The organism is Candidatus Allofournierella merdipullorum (genome assembly GCF_048426865.1).
GTDB lineage: Bacteria > Bacillota > Clostridia > Oscillospirales > Ruminococcaceae > Allofournierella_A > Allofournierella_A merdipullorum.
The window spans coordinates 29,511-46,703 of record NZ_DBFNWJ010000059.1 but is presented as its reverse complement, the minus strand read 5'-3'; the positions used below and the strand labels follow the sequence as shown (position 1 = coordinate 46,703).

General features: G+C 65.6%; 18 protein-coding genes. 13 read left to right on the top strand and 5 right to left on the bottom strand.

From position 1 onward, the window contains the following. Positions 1-33 precede the first annotated feature (33 nt). Entirely contained in the window at positions 34-1,692 is a 1,659-nt protein-coding gene (locus ACMNAY_RS11080; protein ID WP_394977111.1) for a DEAD/DEAH box helicase, read from the top strand. 114 nt (positions 1,693-1,806) lie between these two features. After that, positions 1,807-3,003 (top strand): FprA family A-type flavoprotein, encoded by a 1,197-nt coding sequence (locus ACMNAY_RS11075; protein WP_418719430.1) that lies wholly within the window; start codon positions 1,807-1,809, stop codon positions 3,001-3,003. 94 nt (positions 3,004-3,097) lie between these two features. Here ACMNAY_RS11075 and ACMNAY_RS11070 read toward each other — a convergent pair whose 3' ends face one another. Both ACMNAY_RS11070 and ACMNAY_RS11065 read right to left on the bottom strand, forming a co-directional pair. Beyond that, positions 3,098-3,496 carry a hypothetical protein gene (locus ACMNAY_RS11070; protein ID WP_418719429.1) on the bottom strand — a complete coding sequence of 133 codons (399 nt, stop codon included), beginning with the start codon at positions 3,494-3,496 and terminating at the stop codon, positions 3,098-3,100. Positions 3,497-3,521: 25 nt separating this feature from the next. Continuing rightward, complete coding sequence (locus ACMNAY_RS11065; RefSeq protein ID WP_394977117.1) at positions 3,522-4,010, bottom strand: Ltp family lipoprotein; 489 nt, start codon at positions 4,008-4,010, stop codon at positions 3,522-3,524. A gap of 108 nt (positions 4,011-4,118) precedes the next feature. Here ACMNAY_RS11065 and ACMNAY_RS11060 point away from each other — a divergent pair, with 108 nt between their 5' ends. Genes ACMNAY_RS11060 through ACMNAY_RS11045 form a run of 4 tightly spaced genes read left to right on the top strand, consistent with a single transcriptional unit; the run spans position 4,119 to position 5,845 of the window. After that, complete coding sequence (locus ACMNAY_RS11060) at positions 4,119-4,340, top strand: helix-turn-helix domain-containing protein (RefSeq protein WP_418719428.1); 222 nt, start codon at positions 4,119-4,121, stop codon at positions 4,338-4,340. 17 nt (positions 4,341-4,357) lie between these two features. After that, complete coding sequence (locus ACMNAY_RS11055) at positions 4,358-4,720, top strand: helix-turn-helix domain-containing protein (protein WP_418719427.1); 363 nt, start codon at positions 4,358-4,360, stop codon at positions 4,718-4,720. A 21-nt stretch (positions 4,721-4,741) separates the two neighbouring features. Then, positions 4,742-5,059, top strand: a complete 318-nt coding sequence (locus ACMNAY_RS11050) for a hypothetical protein (RefSeq protein ID WP_418719426.1) — start codon at positions 4,742-4,744, stop codon at positions 5,057-5,059. A gap of 54 nt (positions 5,060-5,113) precedes the next feature. Beyond that, positions 5,114-5,845: a class I SAM-dependent methyltransferase gene (locus tag ACMNAY_RS11045; protein ID WP_418719425.1), complete on the top strand. Its 732-nt coding sequence runs from the start codon at positions 5,114-5,116 to the stop codon at positions 5,843-5,845. A gap of 49 nt (positions 5,846-5,894) precedes the next feature. Here ACMNAY_RS11045 and ACMNAY_RS11040 read toward each other — a convergent pair whose 3' ends face one another. Continuing rightward, a complete protein-coding gene (locus ACMNAY_RS11040; protein WP_394977124.1) occupies positions 5,895-6,047 on the bottom strand; it encodes a hypothetical protein in 153 nt (50 codons plus the stop codon). A 98-nt stretch (positions 6,048-6,145) separates the two neighbouring features. On the opposite strand from ACMNAY_RS11040, the gene ACMNAY_RS11035 reads away from it, so the two are divergent. Next, on the top strand, positions 6,146-7,102 hold the full coding sequence (locus ACMNAY_RS11035) for a hypothetical protein (RefSeq protein WP_418719424.1): 957 nt from the start codon (positions 6,146-6,148) through the stop codon (positions 7,100-7,102). Here the strand turns inward: ACMNAY_RS11035 and ACMNAY_RS11030 are convergent. After that, entirely contained in the window at positions 7,080-8,483 is a 1,404-nt protein-coding gene (locus ACMNAY_RS11030) for a PLP-dependent aminotransferase family protein (RefSeq protein WP_418719423.1), read from the bottom strand. The genes ACMNAY_RS11035 and ACMNAY_RS11030 overlap by 23 nt on opposite strands. 152 nt (positions 8,484-8,635) lie before the next feature. On the opposite strand from ACMNAY_RS11030, the gene ACMNAY_RS11025 reads away from it, so the two are divergent. Further along, a complete protein-coding gene (locus ACMNAY_RS11025; RefSeq protein ID WP_394977128.1) occupies positions 8,636-9,208 on the top strand; it encodes an ECF transporter S component in 573 nt (190 codons plus the stop codon). Between the two features lie 48 nt (positions 9,209-9,256). Here the strand turns inward: ACMNAY_RS11025 and ACMNAY_RS11020 are convergent, their stop codons facing one another. Next, the gene (locus ACMNAY_RS11020) at positions 9,257-10,198 is read right to left on the bottom strand and encodes a DUF1848 domain-containing protein (RefSeq protein WP_418719483.1); all 942 of its coding nucleotides are present in this window, start codon (positions 10,196-10,198) and stop codon (positions 9,257-9,259) included. 102 nt (positions 10,199-10,300) lie between these two features. On the opposite strand from ACMNAY_RS11020, the gene ACMNAY_RS11015 reads away from it, so the two are divergent. The 5 genes from ACMNAY_RS11015 (at position 10,301) to ACMNAY_RS10995 (ending at position 17,147) form a co-directional block, all read left to right on the top strand. After that, positions 10,301-10,984 (top strand): response regulator transcription factor, encoded by a 684-nt coding sequence (locus ACMNAY_RS11015; protein WP_418719422.1) that lies wholly within the window; start codon positions 10,301-10,303, stop codon positions 10,982-10,984. Next, positions 10,981-11,892: a sensor histidine kinase gene (locus ACMNAY_RS11010; RefSeq protein ID WP_418719421.1), complete on the top strand. Its 912-nt coding sequence runs from the start codon at positions 10,981-10,983 to the stop codon at positions 11,890-11,892. Before ACMNAY_RS11015 ends, ACMNAY_RS11010 begins: the two co-directional genes overlap by 4 nt. Positions 11,893-12,013: 121 nt before the next feature. Then, positions 12,014-12,685 carry an ABC transporter ATP-binding protein gene (locus ACMNAY_RS11005; RefSeq protein ID WP_418719420.1) on the top strand — a complete coding sequence of 224 codons (672 nt, stop codon included), beginning with the start codon at positions 12,014-12,016 and terminating at the stop codon, positions 12,683-12,685. Between the two features lie 4 nt (positions 12,686-12,689). Further along, positions 12,690-15,341 (top strand): FtsX-like permease family protein, encoded by a 2,652-nt coding sequence (locus ACMNAY_RS11000; RefSeq protein ID WP_418719419.1) that lies wholly within the window; start codon positions 12,690-12,692, stop codon positions 15,339-15,341. Positions 15,342-15,521: 180 nt separating this feature from the next. Next, positions 15,522-17,147, top strand: coding sequence for a GDSL-type esterase/lipase family protein (locus ACMNAY_RS10995; RefSeq protein WP_394967683.1), 1,626 nt, complete (start codon positions 15,522-15,524; stop codon positions 17,145-17,147). Positions 17,148-17,193: the final 46 nt, after the last annotated feature.

The window sequence follows — 17,193 nt, the reverse complement described above, 5'->3', positions numbered from 1 at the left end:
GCCCGGCGCTCCTTTGTAAGGTTTTGGAGGAATATGGATTTCAGTGAATTGCAACTCATCCGTCCGCTGCTGCGGGCGGTGGAGGAGGCGGGCTACACCAGCCCCTCGCCCATCCAGCGCAAGGCCATTCCGCCGGTGCTGGCCGGGCGGGACCTGCTGGGCTGCGCCCAGACCGGCACCGGCAAGACGGCGGCCTTTGCCCTGCCCATTCTGCAGCGGCTGAGCGAAACGCCGACGGCGGGAAAGGGCGTGCGGGCCCTCATCCTCACCCCCACCCGGGAGCTGGCGCTGCAGATCGACGAGTGCTTTGCGGCCTACGGCAAGTATCTGAAGGTGAGCCACACGGTCATCTTCGGCGGCGTGGGCCAGGCGCCTCAGGTGGCGGCGCTGCAAAAGGGGGCCCAGGTGCTCACCGCCTGCCCCGGGCGGCTGAACGACCTCATCGGGCAGGGGTTTGTGGACCTGTCGAAGCTGGAGGTCTTTGTGCTGGACGAGGCGGACCGCATGCTGGACATGGGCTTCATCCACGACGTGAAGAAGGTCATCCGCCAGCTGCCGGAAAAGCGCCAGAACCTTCTGTTCAGCGCCACCATGCCCAAGGAGATCGAACAGCTGGCGGCAGGCATCCTGCAAAAGCCGGTGAGCGTGAAGGTGGACCCGCCTTCCAGCACGGTGGACCGCATCGACCAGAGCCTCTACCGGGTGGCCAAGGCGGACAAAAAGCGGCTGCTGGCGGTGCTGCTGGCGGACCCGGCGGTGAAGAACGCCCTGGTGTTTAGCCGCACCAAGCACGGCGCCAACGCCATCGCCGCCTTTCTCACCAAGCAGGGCATCGAGGCGGCGGCCATCCACGGCAACAAGAGCCAGAGCGCCCGGGTGGCGGCGCTGGAGGGCTTCAAGTCCGGCCGGCTGAAGGCGCTGGTGGCCACCGACATCGCCGCCCGCGGCATCGACATCAGCGAGCTTTCCCATGTGTTCCAGCTGGACCTGCCGGAGGTGCCCGAGACCTATGTGCACCGCATCGGCCGCACCGGCCGGGCGGGCGCCGAGGGCACGGCGGTGGCCTTCTGCAGCCCGGAGGAAGAGGAATACCTGGCCGCCATCGAAAAACTCATCCGCAAAAAAATACCGGTGCGCGAAACGCCCGCCCTGCCCCGCCCGGCGCAGCAGGAAGCGGCCCGGAGCGCCCCAACGCCCGCCCCCGCGCCCCGCAGGGAGCCGAAAGCGGAACAGCCAGCCCGGAAAAGGGAGGAAGAGAACATGGAACAGAACCAGCAGGAAAAACCCACCCAGGGCCTGTCGGCCAGCGCCAAGCGGCGCCGGCGGCGCCGGCGGGCGGCGGCCTCCGCTGCCGCCGAGGGCGGCCCCAAGCAGGGCGCACCCAAGCAGAACGCCGCTCCCAAACAGGGCGGCCCCAAGCAGAACAACCAGAGCGGCCAGGGCCGGAGCGAGCGCGCCTCCGCCCGCGGCCCCAAGCAGGCGGCCCCTGCCCGGCCCGCCCGGGAACCGGCGGAGCACTCCGCCCCCCGGCGCAGCGAAAAGCCGGCCAAAGCCCCCGCCCGCACCGCGGACGAGGACCCCGGCCTGCTGCTCATCTCCCGCAAGCCGCCGGCGCAGAAATTCGCCAGCTTTGAGGAGTACATGAAGAGCCGGGGCGGCCCCGGCGCGCCCATCGTGGGCGACGAGGAATAAAAGCGTGCGCCCCGCCCAAACTGTTGCCATGGCAACACACCGGCGGGGCAACCGCTGCTATAATTAGTCCCCGGAAAAACCGGGGAGGACGCGGAACAAAAGGAGCGATGAGGAATGAGCGCAATCAAAGCAATGGACGACCTGTGGTGGGTGGGCGTTGAGGACCACGACCTGCGGGTGTTTGACATCGTGATGCACAGCGACTGGGGCACCAGCTACAATGCCTACGCCGTGCGGGGCACCGAGGGCGTGGCCCTGTTCGAAACGGTGAAGGAGAAATTCTTCGACGAATATCTGGCCAACCTCAAAGAGGTGTGCAGCCTGGACGAGGTGCGCTACATCGTTGTGGGCCACACCGAGCCCGACCACTCCGGCAGCCTGGAAAAGCTGCTGGATCTGACCCCGAACGCCACCGTGGTGGGCAGCGCCACCGCCATCACCTTTTTGAAGGAGATCGTGAACAAGCCCTTCGCCTCCCGCGCCGTGAAGGACGGGGAGACCATCGACCTGGGCGGGCGCACCCTCAGCTTTTTGAGCGTGCCCTTCCTCCACTGGCCGGACAGCATGTACACCTACATCCCCGAGCTGGGCGCGCTGTTCACCGTGGACTCCTTCGGCTGCCACTACGCCGACGACCGGGTGTTCAACGACCTCATCGACGGCGACTTCACCGAGGCCTACAAGTACTACTTCGACTGCATCATGGGCCCCTTCAAGCCCTTCGTGCTGAAGGCTCTGGACAAGATCAAGGGCCTGGACATCCGCTTCATCGGCAACGGCCACGGCCCGGTGCTGCGCACCGACATCCCCAAGTATCTTGAGATGTACCGCGCCTGGGCCACCCCGGTGGCGGTTCCCGCCGACGAGCGGAGGGTGGCCATCGCCTATGTCTCCGCCTACGGCTACACCCGCCAGCTGGCCGGCGTCATTGCCGACGCGCTGGCCGAGGGCGGCGTGAAGCACGTGGAGCTCTACGACCTGGTGGAGTGCGATCTGGAGACCGCCCGCGCCGCGGTGCAGTCCGCCGACGGCTTTTTGCTGGGCAGCCCCACCCTGGTGGGCGACGCCCTGCCTCCCATCTACGAGATGCTGGTGGGCCTGAACCCCATCATCCACAAGGGCAAGCCCGCCGGCGCCTTCGGCAGCTACGGCTGGAGCGGCGAGGCGGTGCCCAAGCTCACCGCCCAGATGCAGGCCATCGGCCTGAAGCTGCCGGTGGAGGGTCTGAAGGTCCGCTTCAAGCCCAGCGAGGCTCAGCTGGCCGAGGCCCGTCAGTTCGGCCTGGACTTTGCCGCCGCTGTTCTGGCGTAAAAACACAAAAGCAAAGCGTCCCTGCCCCCAAAAGGGCAGGGACGCTTTTTGTTTTTGCAGTTCAGCGCCGGCGCAGCCAAAAGGCTTTTAAGGGTCAATGCTCACCTTCCAAACCATTCATTTCCTCCGTGGCAGTCAGGCCGGCATCCTGGCTGTCGGTACAGATCGGCTGCTCCGCCTTGCTGCCCGCTTGCAGCCCGGCAAGGGCTTTGCTTTGCCCATCCACGATTTTTGACAGGTAATAAAGCGTGATGAACCCGATCCCCATCAGGGCAAACATGGAGCCCAGGACAAAAAAGCCCGTGGCATAGTTCCCGTTGATGATGTAATTATAGGCGTCCCCTCCCACATACGCGTTGTGGTATTCATAAGGGTAGTATTCGCCGCTGTTGTAATTGAACATCTTATCCAGGCCCAACCCCAGAAAAACCGTTGTAAGAACAAAAGAAATGCCGGACAGACCTTTCCATATCTTATTTCCTTCTGTTTTCATCGCTTCTTATTTCCTCCTTTATATTTCAATAGCCGTTTTGCTCCGCACCATAAACCGCCTGGTCATGGGTGAATCCTTCAAATTCCAATTGTTCGATCAGGCTCTGCCGGGAAAAGGATGCGATCTCGAGATACTCTTTTGCCGACAGAGCAGCTTGTTCGTACCAGTCCGCACCGCAGTGGTCAGCGGCGTAGGTCGCCTCGCTGGTAGAGTAGCCTTCATATTCCAGCTGTTCTATCAGACCGCTGTAGGAAAAGGAGAGCACATCCAGATAATCCAGCGCGGATTCAAGCGCGTTGCGTTCTCCCATTGTCGCGCCAGTATCCCCTGTGCCGTCCTGAGGCAAATCTTCCTCAATGCCTTCCATCACAGTCATGTAGCAATCGCGGCACAGAGAATACCCGACCAACTCATACCTTGCCCCGTTTTTCCCGCACACATAGCACCTGCGCCCGCATCCGACAAGCACCACACAAAGAAGCGCCACCGTCAGAATGGAAAATAACCGTTTCATTTTGCACCCTTCCTCTTCCATTTGATATCCGTATGGATATCTTGTGCCTATTTTTACACATACTTATTGTAATGTCAAGATATCCAAACGGATATTGGAGGGTAAAATGTGGCGTACTATCAAAGGATACGGGAACTACGGGAAGACCACGACCTGACACAGCGGCAGGTAGCTGAATACTTGAACATGCCCCAGCCGCAGTATTTCCGCTATGAGCAAGGCTACCGGGACATCCCCACCGACATCCTGATCGCCCTTGCCGTTCTTTACAAAACATCCACCGACTATATTCTTGGCCGCACGGATGACCCCGCGCCGCCAAACGTCTGACTCCCCCGGAACGCAAAGTGCCCCGGGGGAGCCTGTTTTTCCCACTCTACGCCCCGTGGGTGGTTTTTGGGGGCAAAACACGGTACAATAGCGGCAGGAAGGGGGCCAAAGGAAAGGATCAGGCAAAGACCGGGCGGTTCATCGCCGCCCGCCGCAGGGAGCTGGGGCTCACCCAGCGGCAGCTGGCGGAAAAGCTTTCCATCAGCGACAAGACCGTCTCCAAGTGGGAGTGCGGCGGCGGCCTGCCGGAGGTGGGGCTGATGCTGCCCCTGTGCGGCGAGCTGGGCGTCTCGGTGAACGAACTGCTGGCGGGCCGCCGGGTGGAGGAAACAGAGTACAAAGAACAGGCGGAGGCGAACATGATGGACCTTGTGCGGTAGAACCAGGAGAACAAAAAGCGGATGGCGCTTTTGGTCATCTGCGGGTCGGTGACGGTGGTAGCGGTGGTGGCGCTGGTCATTATCGCCAGCTATCTGCCTCTGCCGGTGGCGGCGCGACTGGCGGTGCTGGCGCTGGCGCTCGTCACCGCGGTGGCGGGCATCGGCGGCGCGGCGGTGCTGGACGCGGGCGCGGGCTGGTTCCAGTGCTCCGCCTGCGGGGCGCTGTTCGTGCCCACCATGGCGGAGTATGTGAAGGGGTACCACACCTTCACCCGCCGCAAACTCACCTGCCCGGAGTGCGGCAAGCGCGGCATGTGCCGCCACCGGGTGGTCTTTTGAGTCAAAATGCGCTACAATGGGCAAAGACACACCCGACGGCAGGAGGCGCAGAACATGAAAGAGAACAAATACGACGACAGCCGTTTTTTTGAGAAATACAGCCAGATGGAGCGCTCGAAAAAGGGCCTGGACGGCGCGGGGGAGTGGTATGCGCTGAAGCGCATCCTGCCCGACCTCAAGGGCAAGCGGGTGCTGGACCTGGGCTGCGGGTACGGCTGGCACTGCAAATACGCCGCCGGGCAGGGAGCGGCCTTCGTTCTGGGGACCGACATTTCACAAAAAATGCTGCAGACCGCCGCAGAGCGCAACCCCGACCCGAAGATCGAATACCGCTGCGCCGCCATGGAGGACCTGGAATTTGACGCCGGCGCCTTTGACGTGGTGCTCAGTTCGCTGGCCTTTCACTATGTGGAGGATCTTGAGCCTCTGGTGCGGAACATCGCCCGGTGGCTCGTTCCCGGCGGGGAGCTGGTGTTCTCCGTTGAGCATCCCGTCTTTACCGCCTACGGCACCCAGGACTGGTACTACGGCGCGGACGGCTCCATCCTCCATTTCCCCGTGGACAACTACTATTACGAGGGCAAACGGGAGGCGGTGTTTCTGGGGGAGCAGGTGACGAAGTATCACCGCACCCTCACCACCTACCTTGAGACTCTGCTGAACAGCGGGTTCCTTCTTCAGCACGTGGTCGAGCCCCAGCCGCCCGAAAACATGATGGATCTGCCCGGGATGCGCGACGAGATGCGCCGGCCCATGATGCTGCTGGTGTCGGCAAAGAAAGCATAAACAAAACGATGAGGGCGGCTCCCCGCGGGGAGCCGCCCTCTCTTTGTGTTCACAGATCATCCGCGTCCTGGGTGGGGCGCTCGTCCGGGTCGTGGGCCGGGGTGCCGGTGTAGCTGCCCAGCGGGTCGTGCTCGCTGCCGCGGGCCGCCTTGACCACCTTGCGCACCATCTTCGGCAGCACGTTGTCCTTTTCCTTTTTCATGCCGTTCTCCCCCTTTTTCCTCTTCTCTGCATATAGCCTGCCCTGCCGGCCCATGCTACATGCACATCCGTGTCTTGGCAAAAGGAGGGGGACCACCCATGCGCAAAAACGGCCCGCGGGCCTTCTGGATCTCGTTTTTTCTCACACTGGCCATTCTGATGCCCCTTTTGGGGGGCTTCGTGTTCTATTCCGCCTGGCAGGAGCGGGCCTCGGAGCCGGCGGCCCAACCCCAGAGCGGGGTGCCGGTGCAGCGGCCCGCCGCGGCCAACGATCTGACGGTGCTGGTGGCGGTGGCCGCTGAGGAACCGGCTTTCCTGCTGGTGCGGCTGAACGCGCTGGAGCCCGCCGTCACCCTGTGCCCGGTGCCCGCCGAGAGCGTGCTGCTGGGGCCGGGGGGCACCGTTCTGCTGGCGGACAGCTACACCAGCGCCGGGCCCGCCCGGGCAGCCCAGCTGCTGGGGGCGACGCTGAACATCTCCATCGACCGGTATCTGGCCATCACGCCGGGCAGTCTGGGCCAGGCCTGGGGCGAGCTGGAGCCGCTGCGTGTGAACCTGACCGGCCTTTTGGAAAAAAGCGAGCTGGAGGCGCTGGGCCTTGCCGGCGACCCGGTGGTGTCCCTCGCGCCGGAGGAAGCCACCGCCTTCATCGCCTCGCTGGGCCTGCCGGTGGCCCGGGAGGCCCGGCTGCGGGGCGAGGTGTGGCAAGCGGCCTTCCGTCAGCAGCTGGAAAATCTGCCCACGGCCCTGCCCGCCGGGCTGCGCTCGGTGATCGGCAGCCTGCTCACCGACCTGACCGCCGCCGACCTCTACGACCTGACGGACACCCTCACCTGGCTGGCAAAAGAGGACGCCGCCATCACCGCCGAGACGGTGCCCGGCCGCTACGACGCCCAAAGCGGGCGCTACGACTTCGCCCAGGACAGCATCGCCTTTGCCACCCGGCTGTTCCCGGCGGCGGAGGGGAGCGCGGCCACTCCCGCGCCCTCTCCTTCGCCCGCGCCCTCCGACCCGCTGGAGCCGGAGGCGACGGTCAGTCCCACCAGGCAGCCTTGAGAGCCGCCGCGGCGGCTTCCACGTCCTCGTCCGCCAGCGCGCCGTAGCCCACCACCACCGTGCGGGGCGGGCAAAGCTCCGGCCGGGCCAGATAGTAGCCGGACAGGCCTGCCAGCCGCACCCCCGCAGCGGCGGCCCGCTCCACCATCTCCTGTTCCTTTGGGCCGTCGGTCAGCTGCAAAAGAAAGTGCAGCCCGGTGTGCCGCCCGTGAAAGCGCACCCGCTCCGGGCCGAGGGCCTTTTCCAGCGCCCCGGTGAGGGCCTGCATCCGCGCCCGGTAGCGGCCTCGGGCCCGGGCCAGCTGGCGGGCAAAGTGGCCCTCGTCCATATAGATGGCCAGGGTCTGCTGCTCGAAGCGGCTGACGGTGGAGGAATAGCCCCCGAAGGCCGCCTCAAAGCGGCTCAAAAGGGGCAGGGGCAGCACCATGTAGGCGATGCGGATGCTGGGGGCAAGGCTGCGGGAAAAGGTGGAAAGATAAATCACCGGCCCCTCCCGCCCGGCCATGCCCTGCAAACTGGGCAGGGGGCGCACGTCGAAGCGGAATTCGGAGTCATAATCGTCCTCGATGATGTACCGCCCCGGCGCGGCGGCGGCCCAGTTCAGCAGCTTTGTGCGCCGCCCCACCGGCATCACCGCCCCGGTGGGGAACTGATGGCTGGGGGTGACATACACCAGCCGTGCCCCTGCCGTGGCAAGAGCGTCCGGGTTCAGGCCCTGGCCGTCCACCGGCACCGGCACGCAGCGGATGCCGTTGTTGTGCAGGATGCGCCGGGTGCGGGCGTAGCCGGGGTTTTCCAGCGCGGTGCTGGAACTGCCCACCACCCGGGCCAGCATGCTCAGCAGATATTCCACTCCCGCGCCCACCACCACCTGGTCGGGGGTGCAGTCCACCCCGCGCCAGGCCCGCAGGTGCCGGGCGATGGCCGCCCGCAGCTCGGCGTCGCCCCGGCCCTCGCCGTGGCCCAGCAGGCCGGGCCGGCTGTAGAGCAGTTCTTTCTGGATGCGCGCCCAGGTGCGGAAGGGAAAGAGGCCGGTGTCCACCCCGCCGGTGGATAAATCGAACCGCCACCGGCGGGCGGGCGCGGGAGCCGGCTGGGCGGGCTGCGCCGGGGCGGGAGCCGCCGGGGCCAGAGGCGGCTGGTAGGGCCGCACATAAAAGCCCGACCGGGCCCGGGCCTCCAGCCAGCCCTCCGCCGCCAGCATCTGGTAGGCCCCGTCCACCGTGTTCACGCTCACCCCCAGCTGCCCCGCCAGAGTGCGCTTGCCGGGCATTTTTTCCCCGGCGGCCAGCTGGCCCGAGCGAATTTGAGCCGCCACCGCCCGGTACAGCTGCTCGTACAGCGGGCCCTCTCCTTTGGGTGAAAAGGTGATCTGAAGCATGGGTTTGGCCTCCTTTTTTGAAAACTGACCCCATAAAAAATATTTTTTCTGGGTATTTCAATAGAATCAGTCCGGCGTATAATGGTAGCATAGACCGCGGGCAGCAGAAAGTCAAGGGCCGCCGGCCCGCCCGCGCAAAGAGGGGGATACATATGGAAAAGAAGTATTGGAGCGTGCAGCGTCTGGCGGTGTTCGGCGTGATGAGCGCGCTGGTGTTCACATCCAGCTGGATGCAGATCCCCATCGGGGACGTGAGCCGGGTGCATCTGGGCAACGGCTTCTGCGCTTTGACCGGCCTGTTGTTCGGGCCGTGGGTGGGCGGTTTTGCCAGCGGCGTGGGCAGCATGCTGTTCGACTTCACCAACCCCATGTACATTGCCGAGAGCTGGATCACCTTTTTGACCAAGTTCGCCATCGGCTTTTTGGCGGGCCTCATCTCCTGGGGCGGCCTGAAGCAGAAGGCTGCCGCCGTGCACACCCTGGGCCGTGACATCGCCGGCGCGGTGGTGGGCGTTCTGGCCTATGTGGCGCTTTACATGGGCAAGAGCTTCATCGTGATGTACTACATCGAGCGCCAGACCCTGGGCGCGGTGCAGGTGCAGATGCTCACCAAGCTGGCCAGCAGCATGGTGAACGCGGTGGCGGGCGCCATCGTGGCGGTGCTTCTGGCGAAGGCCCTTCGCCCGGCGCTGCACCGGGCGGGACTGTTTGCCCGGGAAATGTGAACCGAGAAAAAAGGAAGGTCCCCGCGCGGGGGCCTTCCTTTTTTTGTGTCAGAAGCCGGGCAGCACCGGGTCGTCCAGCCGGGCGGTGATGGCAAAGGGCCGCTGGTCAGCCTTGTGCACCTCGTCCCCCGGCTCCGGCCCGCCCAGCAGAAAGGGCGAGGCCGGATCGTGGAGGCAGTAGTTTTTCTGGGCAAGGCGCGCGTCGGTGTTGGCGTAGCAGTAGCGGCAGCCGTTGGGGCAGCTGTCGTAAGCGCCGATGTCCCGCGCCTCGATGCAGTGGCAGCCCGGCCGCATACCCCGATGCGCCCGCTCCTTGAACACCACGCCGCCCGCCCGGCCCAGCGTTTCCAGCGTCATGCAGCCGGAGGGGCGGATGCCAAAACGGGAAAAGTCCTCGTCGGTGCCGCAAATTTGCAGGGGCATCCCATACTTTTCGGCGATGGCCCCGAGGCCCGCCGCCAGCTCCTGCCGCCGGGCGGGGGAGACGGGGCGCAGTTCGGGCATATTCACCGCCAGCTTGCGGTAGAGTTCCACAAAGCTGAAAATGCACTTGTCCACAAAAGGGGCCAGCTCCCGGGCCATGGCCTCGAAGGTCTCGAAATGGCGGGCCGGGGTGTATTTTTCGGTGAGCAGCACCGGGTCGTAGCGCCAGGCCACCCGCTGCCGCCCCACCTGAGCGGAGAGGGCTTTCAGCGTTTCCACGCCCGCCTCGATGGGGGGCACCCCCGGCTCGATGTCCTTTCCGTAGGCGGTGATGGTGTAGAAAAAATAGGCGGGGAAGCGGTCGGTCACTTCATGCAGCCGGGGCAGGATGGGCCGATAATCCTTGGAGCAGAACACCACGCAATCCACCTTGTCCGGCGTAAGGTCGTAGCGGGTGACCAGATGGGGATAGCGGGGATTGCGCACCAGCACATATCCCTCGGTAAAGCGGCGCAGCAGCCAGTCGGAGTAATACTGCACGGTGTCGGTGCGCCCGCCGGTCTGGATGATCGTGGCCCTCGCCCCCTTTCCCTTTCATTATAGCGCGGGGTCGCATTTTTGCAAAAAGGCGGTATAATAAAGAAAAATCGCGGCGGAGGTGAGCCGAAGATGGAGCGCATCTTTCTTTTGGAGGACGACGAGGCCCTTGGCCGGGGCGTGGCCATGGCGCTGGCGGGGCCGGACCGGGAGGTGAGCCGGGCGGCCAGCCTTGCCGAGGCAAAAGCGGCGCTGGCGGGGCAGCGGTTTTCGCTGCTGGTGCTGGACGTGAACATGCCGGACGGCAGCGCCCTGGACCTGGTGCGCGGCCTGCGGGCCGCCGGGGACGGCACGCCGGTCATCCTGCTCACCGCCAACGATCTGGAACTGGACGAGGTGACGGGCCTTGAGGCCGGGGCGGACGACTACATCACCAAGCCCTTCTCGCTGGCGGTGCTGCGGGCGCGGGTGGCGGCCCGGCTGCGCAGCGGGGCAAAGCCCGCCGCCGGGGCGCTGGCGCTGGGGCCCTTCGTCTTCGACTTTGAGCGGATGGATTTCCGCCGGGAGGGGGCGGCCATCGAGCTTTCCAAGGCCGAACAGAAACTGCTGCGGGTGCTGGTGGAGAACCGGGGCCATGCGGTGAGCCGGGCCGCGCTGGTGGACCGGGTGTGGACCGACGGGGCCCAGTTCGTGGAGGAGAACGCCCTGTCGGTGACGGTGCGGCGGCTGCGGGGCAAGCTGGAAGCCGACCCCGCCCGGCCGGAATACCTCAAAACGGTGTACGGCATCGGCTACACCTGGGCGGTGGAGCCATGACCGGGTGGGTCATCGCCGCGGCGCTGCTGGCGCTGGCGGGCCTCATCGCTCTGGGGGCGGGCCTTGCGGCGCGCCGCCGGGCCGCCCGCACCCTGGACCGGGTGGAGGAGATGCTCACCGCCGCCATGGAGGGCCGCTTTGCGGAGGAACACTTTGACGAGAGCCGCCTCTCGGCGCTGGAGGCGCGGCTGGCCCGGTATCTGACCGCCAGCGAGACCTCGGCGGGCCGGGTGCGGCAGGAGAAGGACCGGTTGGCCAGCCTTGTGGCGGACATCGCCCACCAGACCCGCACGCCGGTGGCGAACCTGCGGCTTTATTCCCAGCTGCTGGCGGAGCAGCCCCTCTCCCCCGCCGGGCAGGACTGCGCGGCGGCCATCGACGCCCAGTCGGAAAAGCTGGGCGTGCTGGTGGAGGCGCTGGTCAAGACCAGCCGGCTGGAAACGGGCCTGCTGGCGCTGCACCCCGCGCCGGGGCCGCTGGAGCCCCTTTTGCGCCGGGCGGCGGCCCAGTACGCCCCCGCAGCAGCGGAAAAGGGCGTGACCCTCACCGTGGGCGAAGCGGCGGGGGAGGCGGTGTTCGACGAAAAGTGGACGGAAGAAGCCCTGTGCAACCTGCTGGACAACGCCATGAAGTACACCCCCGCCGGGGGCAGGGTGACGGTGGAGGCGCGGCTGTACGAGATGTTCGCCGCCATTCGGGTGGCGGATACCGGCCCCGGCATCCCGGAGAGCGAGCACGCCAAAATCTTCGGGCGGTTCTACCGCTGCCCCGGGGCCTATCAGGCGCGGGGGGTGGGCATCGGCCTCTACCTTGCCCGTCAAATTGCCCAGGGGCAGGGGGGCTATGTGAAGGTGGAGAGCGCCCCCGGAAAAGGCAGCGTCTTTTCTTTGTGGCTGCCCCGGCAGTGAGCCCCGGCGCAAACACTTGTGTCAGAACTGTCACATTCCCGACAGCACCGGGAAAGATGTTTGTGATAAAGTCTGTGTTGTCGCAAGGACGCACAGACTTTTTCTTTGGGAGGAAAGACCAATGATCGTTTTGCAGACCCGGGGTCTGGAAAAGGTCTACGGAACAGGAGAGGCCCGGGTGCGGGCGCTGGACGGCGTGGATCTGGACGTGGAACAGGGGGAGTTCGTGGCGGTGGTGGGCACCTCCGGCTCGGGCAAAAGCACCCTGCTGCACATGCTGGGCGGGCTGGACCGCCCCACCGCCGGCACCGTGGAAGTGGAGGGGCGGAACATCTTCGCCCTTTCGGACGAGGCGCTCACCGTGTTCCGCCGGCGCAAAATAGGCTTTGTGTTCCAGGCCTACAATCTGGTGCCGGTGCTCAGCGTGTGGGAGAACATCGTGCTGCCGGTGCAGCTGGACGGCCGCCGGCCGGACAAGGCTTACCTTGACCAGGTGGTGGAGGCGCTGGGCCTTTCGGAAAAGCTGGACCGGCTGCCGGGCCAGCTCTCCGGCGGCCAGCAGCAGCGGGTGGCCATCGCCCGGGCGCTGGCGGCCCAGCCGGCCATCCTGCTGGCGGACGAGCCCACCGGCAACCTGGACTCCAAGACCAGTCAGGACGTGCTGAGCCTGATGAAGGTAACGGGGCGGCGCTTTTCCCAGACGATGGTGATGATCACCCACAACGAGGAAATTGCCCAGCAGGCCGACCGCATCGTGCGCATCGAGGACGGGCGCATCGTGACGAGGGGGTGAGGGCATGAAGGTACAAAACCGGGCCTGTGTGCGGCGGCTGAGCCTGCGGGCCCTGGCCGCCAGCCGCACCCGCAATCTGGTGGCGGTGCTGGCCATCGCCCTCACGGCGGTGCTTTTCACCAGCCTGTTCACCATCGCCCTGTCCATCAACGAGGGCTTCCAGCAGGCCACCTTCCGCCAGGTGGGCGGCTACGCCCACGGGGGCTTCAAGTACATCACCGAAGAACAGGCGGAACTGTTTTCTTCCGACCCGCTGGTGAAAGCCCACGGCCTGCGGCGTTTTTTGGGCATGGCCGAGGGAGGCGCCTTCACGAAGGACCACGTGGAGGTGAGCTGGGCGGACGAGAACGAGGCGGACTGGATGTTCCTTGCCCCCACCACCGGGCGGCTGCCCGCCGAGGGCACCGACGAGGCCGCGGCGGACACCCGCGTGCTGGAACTGCTGGGGGTGGAGCCGGAACTGGGGGCGCAGTTCACCCTGCCCATCAACGTGGACGGCAAACTCACCGAAGAGACCTTCACCCTCTGCGGCTGGTGGGAAAAGGACGAGGCCACCTTTGCCTCCCACGTGCTGCTGCCCGAGAGCCGGGTGGACGCCATTTTAGACGAACTGGGCGTGACCCCGCCGGGAGCGGACGGCATGACCGGCTGCCGGAACCTGGACGTGATGTTCTCCTCCTCGCTGAACATCGAAAAGAACCTGCGGGACATCCTTGCCAATTACGGCTACCAGTGCGATACGCCGGGGGAAAACTACATCGGCATCGGGGTGAACTGGGCCTACACTGGCGCCCAGCTGAGCATGAAGCTGGACGCCTTCACCCTGCTGGCGCTGGCCGGGGCGCTGGGGCTCATCCTGCTCACCGGCTACCTCATCATTTATAATGTGTTCCAGATCTCGGTGGCGGGGGACATCCGCTTCTACGGCCTGCTCAAGGCCATCGGCACCACGCCCCGCCAGCTGCGCCGCGTCATCCGCATCCAGGCGCTGGCCCTCAGCGCGGCGGGCATCCCGGTGGGCCTGCTCCTCGGCTGGCTGCTGGGCGGCGCGCTGGTGCCGGTCATCACCGCCCGTCTCAACGGGGTGGCGCCGGTGGTGAGCGCCAACCCGGCCCTCTTTGCGGGGGCGGCCCTCTTCGCCCTCGTCACGGTGCTCATCTCCTGCCGCCGCCCCGGGCGGATGGCGGGGCGGGTGTCGCCGGTGGAGGCGGTGCGCTACACCGAGGGCCGCGCCCCGAAACCCGGCGCGCGGCGGCGGGCCAAGGCGGTGTCGCTGCCCGCCATGGCGCTGGCGAATCTCGGCCGCAGCCGGGGCAAGACCGCCCTCACCATGCTGTCGCTGGCGCTGGCGGTGGTGCTGTTCTGGGCCACCACGGCCTTTGCGGGCAGCTTTGACATGGACAAATACACCTCCTATTTCACCGCCACCGACTTCATCCTGGCCAGCGCCGCCCACTTCCAGACCGGCAGCGAAATTTTCAACCCCGACCAGGCCCTGCCCGAAGAGGCCATCGAGGCGGTGAACGCCGCCGGGGGCGTGGCCGGCAGCGCGCGGGTCTACGGACGCACCTCGCTGGTGCAGGAGTTCGTCACCGACGATTATTACCGGAGCCTGCACGGGCGGTGGTACACCGAAGAGCAGCTGGACGCCATGCTCCGCTCGAAAGGGCGCAACGAGGCGGGCCGGGTGGAGGACACCGCCCAGCTCTACGGCATGGAGCCCTTCGCCCTGGATCAGCTGAAGGTGCTGGAGGGCGACCTTTCCAAACTGAACGACCCGGAGGCCAACTGCATTGCGGCGGTCTACTCCGAGGACGACTACGGCGACCTTGTGACGGACAGCCACTGGGTAAAGCTGGGGGACACAGTGACCCTGCGGTATGTGGAAAAGCTGGAATATGTGGACACGAACACCGGCGTGGCGTACAGCGACCTGACGGAAGTTCCCGCCGGGGCGGACCTCGTCGAGCGGGCGGTGGAATACCGGGACGTGGATTACACCGTGACGGCGCTGGTGGCGGTGCCCAACGCCCTGGACTACGGCTACTTCGGCGCGGACGAGTTCGTGATGGGGGCTGAGACTTTCCTGCGGGATACCGGCACCGACAACGTGATGTACTACGCCTTCAATGCTGGGGAAGGGGCCGTCGACGGTCTCGAGGCGTTTTTGCAGAACTACACCGAAAACGTAGACCCCACCCTCGACTACGAGAGCAAGGCCACCTTCGCGGCGGAGTTTGAGAGCATCCGGCAGATGTTCCTTCTGTTGGGCGGCGCGCTGAGCTTCATCGTGGCGCTGGTGGGGGTGCTGAACTTCTTCAACGCCATCGTCACCGGCATCAGCTCCCGCCGGCGGGAACTGGCGATGCTGGAAGCGGTGGGCATGACCGCCCGCCAGCTGCGCGCCATGCTGGCGCTGGAGGGCCTGGGCTACACTCTGGGCGCGGCGGCGCTGGCCCTGGCGCTGGTGGCGCTTGCCGGGCCGGCTTTGGGCGCGGCGGTGGAGCGCATCGTCTGGTTCTTCACCTTCCGTTCCACCCTCTGGCCGGTGGCGGCGCTGGGGGCAGCATTCGCGGTGCTGGGCGCGGCCATCCCGCTGGCGGTGAGCCGAACGGCCAGCCGCCGCTCGGTGGTGGACCGGCTGCGGCAGGAATAAAAACAGGGGCGGGCCGCCGGGCCCGCCCCTGTTTTGGCCTCCAATGGGGGGAAAAAGGGTGAAAATCGCCCCGGAAGGTTTGCACTGAAGGGTAAAAAGGTGTAAAATAGCACCGAGACCGTCCTTCCGCCGCCGGCGGAACACGGGAACAAAACAACGACCTGGAAAGGGGTTTCCGTCGTGCAGTCTAAAAAACGCAAATCTTCCGATCTTTCCAAAAAGATCCGTGCTTTCATAAACAGTCCTGCCGGCCTGCCCATTCTGGCCGGCGTGTGCGGTGTGCTGGTGGTGATCATCATCGCCTGCGTCGTGTTCGCCGTGCGCAGCTCCGCCGCCCAGCCGGACAGCAGTTCCGCCAGCTGGTCCGAACCGGCGGACGATTCCTCCTACGACGCCGAGGCCGGCAAGGTGAACAAAGAGGAGTTCACCGGCACCATCCTGCCCGAGACGGAGGACGCCGGCCAGGAGTATCTGGATGAAACTCTTTTCATCGGCGACTCCAACACCGCCCGCTATATGTACTACGGGCCGGACGACAACTCCGATGTGCACTTCACCACCATCGAGAACACGGTGGGCGTGGTGAGCGCCGGCGTGCAAAACATCACCAGCCTCAAGTGGGAGCACTTTGTGGGCAAGGGCGAGATGACCATTCCCGAGATCGTGGAGGTCATGCAGCCCAAGCGCATCATCATCAGCTTCGGCACCAACAACCTCACCATGGAGACCGACACCTTCATCGACTACTACTCCAAGGGTCTTGAGGCCATCCATGAGGCTTATCCTTACGCCGACATCATCGTCAGCGCCATCCCCCCGCTGGACAAGGAGCGCTCGAACACCAACCTGTCCATGAAGCAGGTGGACCGGCTGAACACCGCCATCGTGGAGATGTGCGAAGAGGAGGGCTACAAGTATCTGGACACCAGCGAGGCTCTGGAGGACCCGGAGACCGGCTGGGCCAAGAAGGACTACACCCTCACCCTGGACGGCGTGCACCTGAGCAAGGAGGGCGCGCGGGCGCTGTTTGAGTACATCCGCACCCACGCCTACATCACCGAGGACACCCGTCCGAAGCCTCTGAAGGACATTCCCAAGATCAACGGCGTCACCCCCGGCCTCATCACCCAGGACCCCATCGGGTTGCGCGGGCCCAGCGTGCCGGTGGAGATCTCCGCCAGCGAGGGCGGCCACATCGTGGGCGAGACCAGCCAGAGCGTGAAGAAGGGCCAGCAGACCAGCGAGATCACCGCCGTGGCGGACGAAGGCTGGGAGTTCTCCCACTGGACCGCCAGCATCGGCTTTATCGACCAGCAGGAGACCATCCGCTTCACCGTGCCCGGCGACGCGGACGCCAACGGCGTGTTCATCACCGCCCACTTCCGCCAGAAGGAGGCGGAGCCCACTCCGTCGCCCAGTCCCTCGCCCAGCCCCAGCCCGTCGCCCAGTCCCTCGCCCACGCCGGACACCTCCGGCGGCACCTCGTCCGGCGGCGGAACTTCTTCCGGCGGCAGCTCCAGCACCCCGTCCGTCTCCACTCCGGCGCCCACCCAGTGCCCCCACAGCAGCACCAGCGTTTCCCGGGTGGAGCCCACCTGCGGCGCGGCCGGCTCTGAAACTGTGACCTGCACCGCCTGCGGCACGGTGATCAGCGTCACCGAACTGCCCGCCACCGGCGCCCACAGCTTTTCCAACGGGGTTTGCACCGTTTGCGGCGCGGCCGACCCGAACTTCGTCACCCCGCCGCCCACCAACTCCGTGAACAGCAGCAGTACCCCGTCCACGGGTTCCACGCCCGCCGCGTAAACCTCATCCACCCACAAAAAGGCCTTCGCGGGCCTTTTTGTTTTGC

Coding starts and splice junctions, on each gene's coding strand:
- ACMNAY_RS11000 (WP_418719419.1), top strand. CDS start 12,690: ATGAAGGTACAAAACCGGGCCTGTGTGCGGCGGCTGAGCCTGCGGGCC.
- ACMNAY_RS11050 (WP_418719426.1), top strand. CDS start 4,742: ATGGCGCTTTTGGTCATCTGCGGGTCGGTGACGGTGGTAGCGGTGGTG.
- ACMNAY_RS11035 (WP_418719424.1), top strand. CDS start 6,146: ATGCGCAAAAACGGCCCGCGGGCCTTCTGGATCTCGTTTTTTCTCACA.
- ACMNAY_RS11010 (WP_418719421.1), top strand. CDS start 10,981: ATGACCGGGTGGGTCATCGCCGCGGCGCTGCTGGCGCTGGCGGGCCTC.
- ACMNAY_RS11075 (WP_418719430.1), top strand. CDS start 1,807: ATGAGCGCAATCAAAGCAATGGACGACCTGTGGTGGGTGGGCGTTGAG.
- ACMNAY_RS11005 (WP_418719420.1), top strand. CDS start 12,014: ATGATCGTTTTGCAGACCCGGGGTCTGGAAAAGGTCTACGGAACAGGA.
- ACMNAY_RS11040 (WP_394977124.1), bottom strand. CDS start 6,047: ATGAAAAAGGAAAAGGACAACGTGCTGCCGAAGATGGTGCGCAAGGTG.
- ACMNAY_RS11045 (WP_418719425.1), top strand. CDS start 5,114: ATGAAAGAGAACAAATACGACGACAGCCGTTTTTTTGAGAAATACAGC.
- ACMNAY_RS11070 (WP_418719429.1), bottom strand. CDS start 3,496: ATGAAAACAGAAGGAAATAAGATATGGAAAGGTCTGTCCGGCATTTCT.
- ACMNAY_RS11065 (WP_394977117.1), bottom strand. CDS start 4,010: ATGAAACGGTTATTTTCCATTCTGACGGTGGCGCTTCTTTGTGTGGTG.
- ACMNAY_RS11030 (WP_418719423.1), bottom strand. CDS start 8,483: ATGCTTCAGATCACCTTTTCACCCAAAGGAGAGGGCCCGCTGTACGAG.
- ACMNAY_RS11080 (WP_394977111.1), top strand. CDS start 34: ATGGATTTCAGTGAATTGCAACTCATCCGTCCGCTGCTGCGGGCGGTG.
- ACMNAY_RS11015 (WP_418719422.1), top strand. CDS start 10,301: ATGGAGCGCATCTTTCTTTTGGAGGACGACGAGGCCCTTGGCCGGGGC.
- ACMNAY_RS11025 (WP_394977128.1), top strand. CDS start 8,636: ATGGAAAAGAAGTATTGGAGCGTGCAGCGTCTGGCGGTGTTCGGCGTG.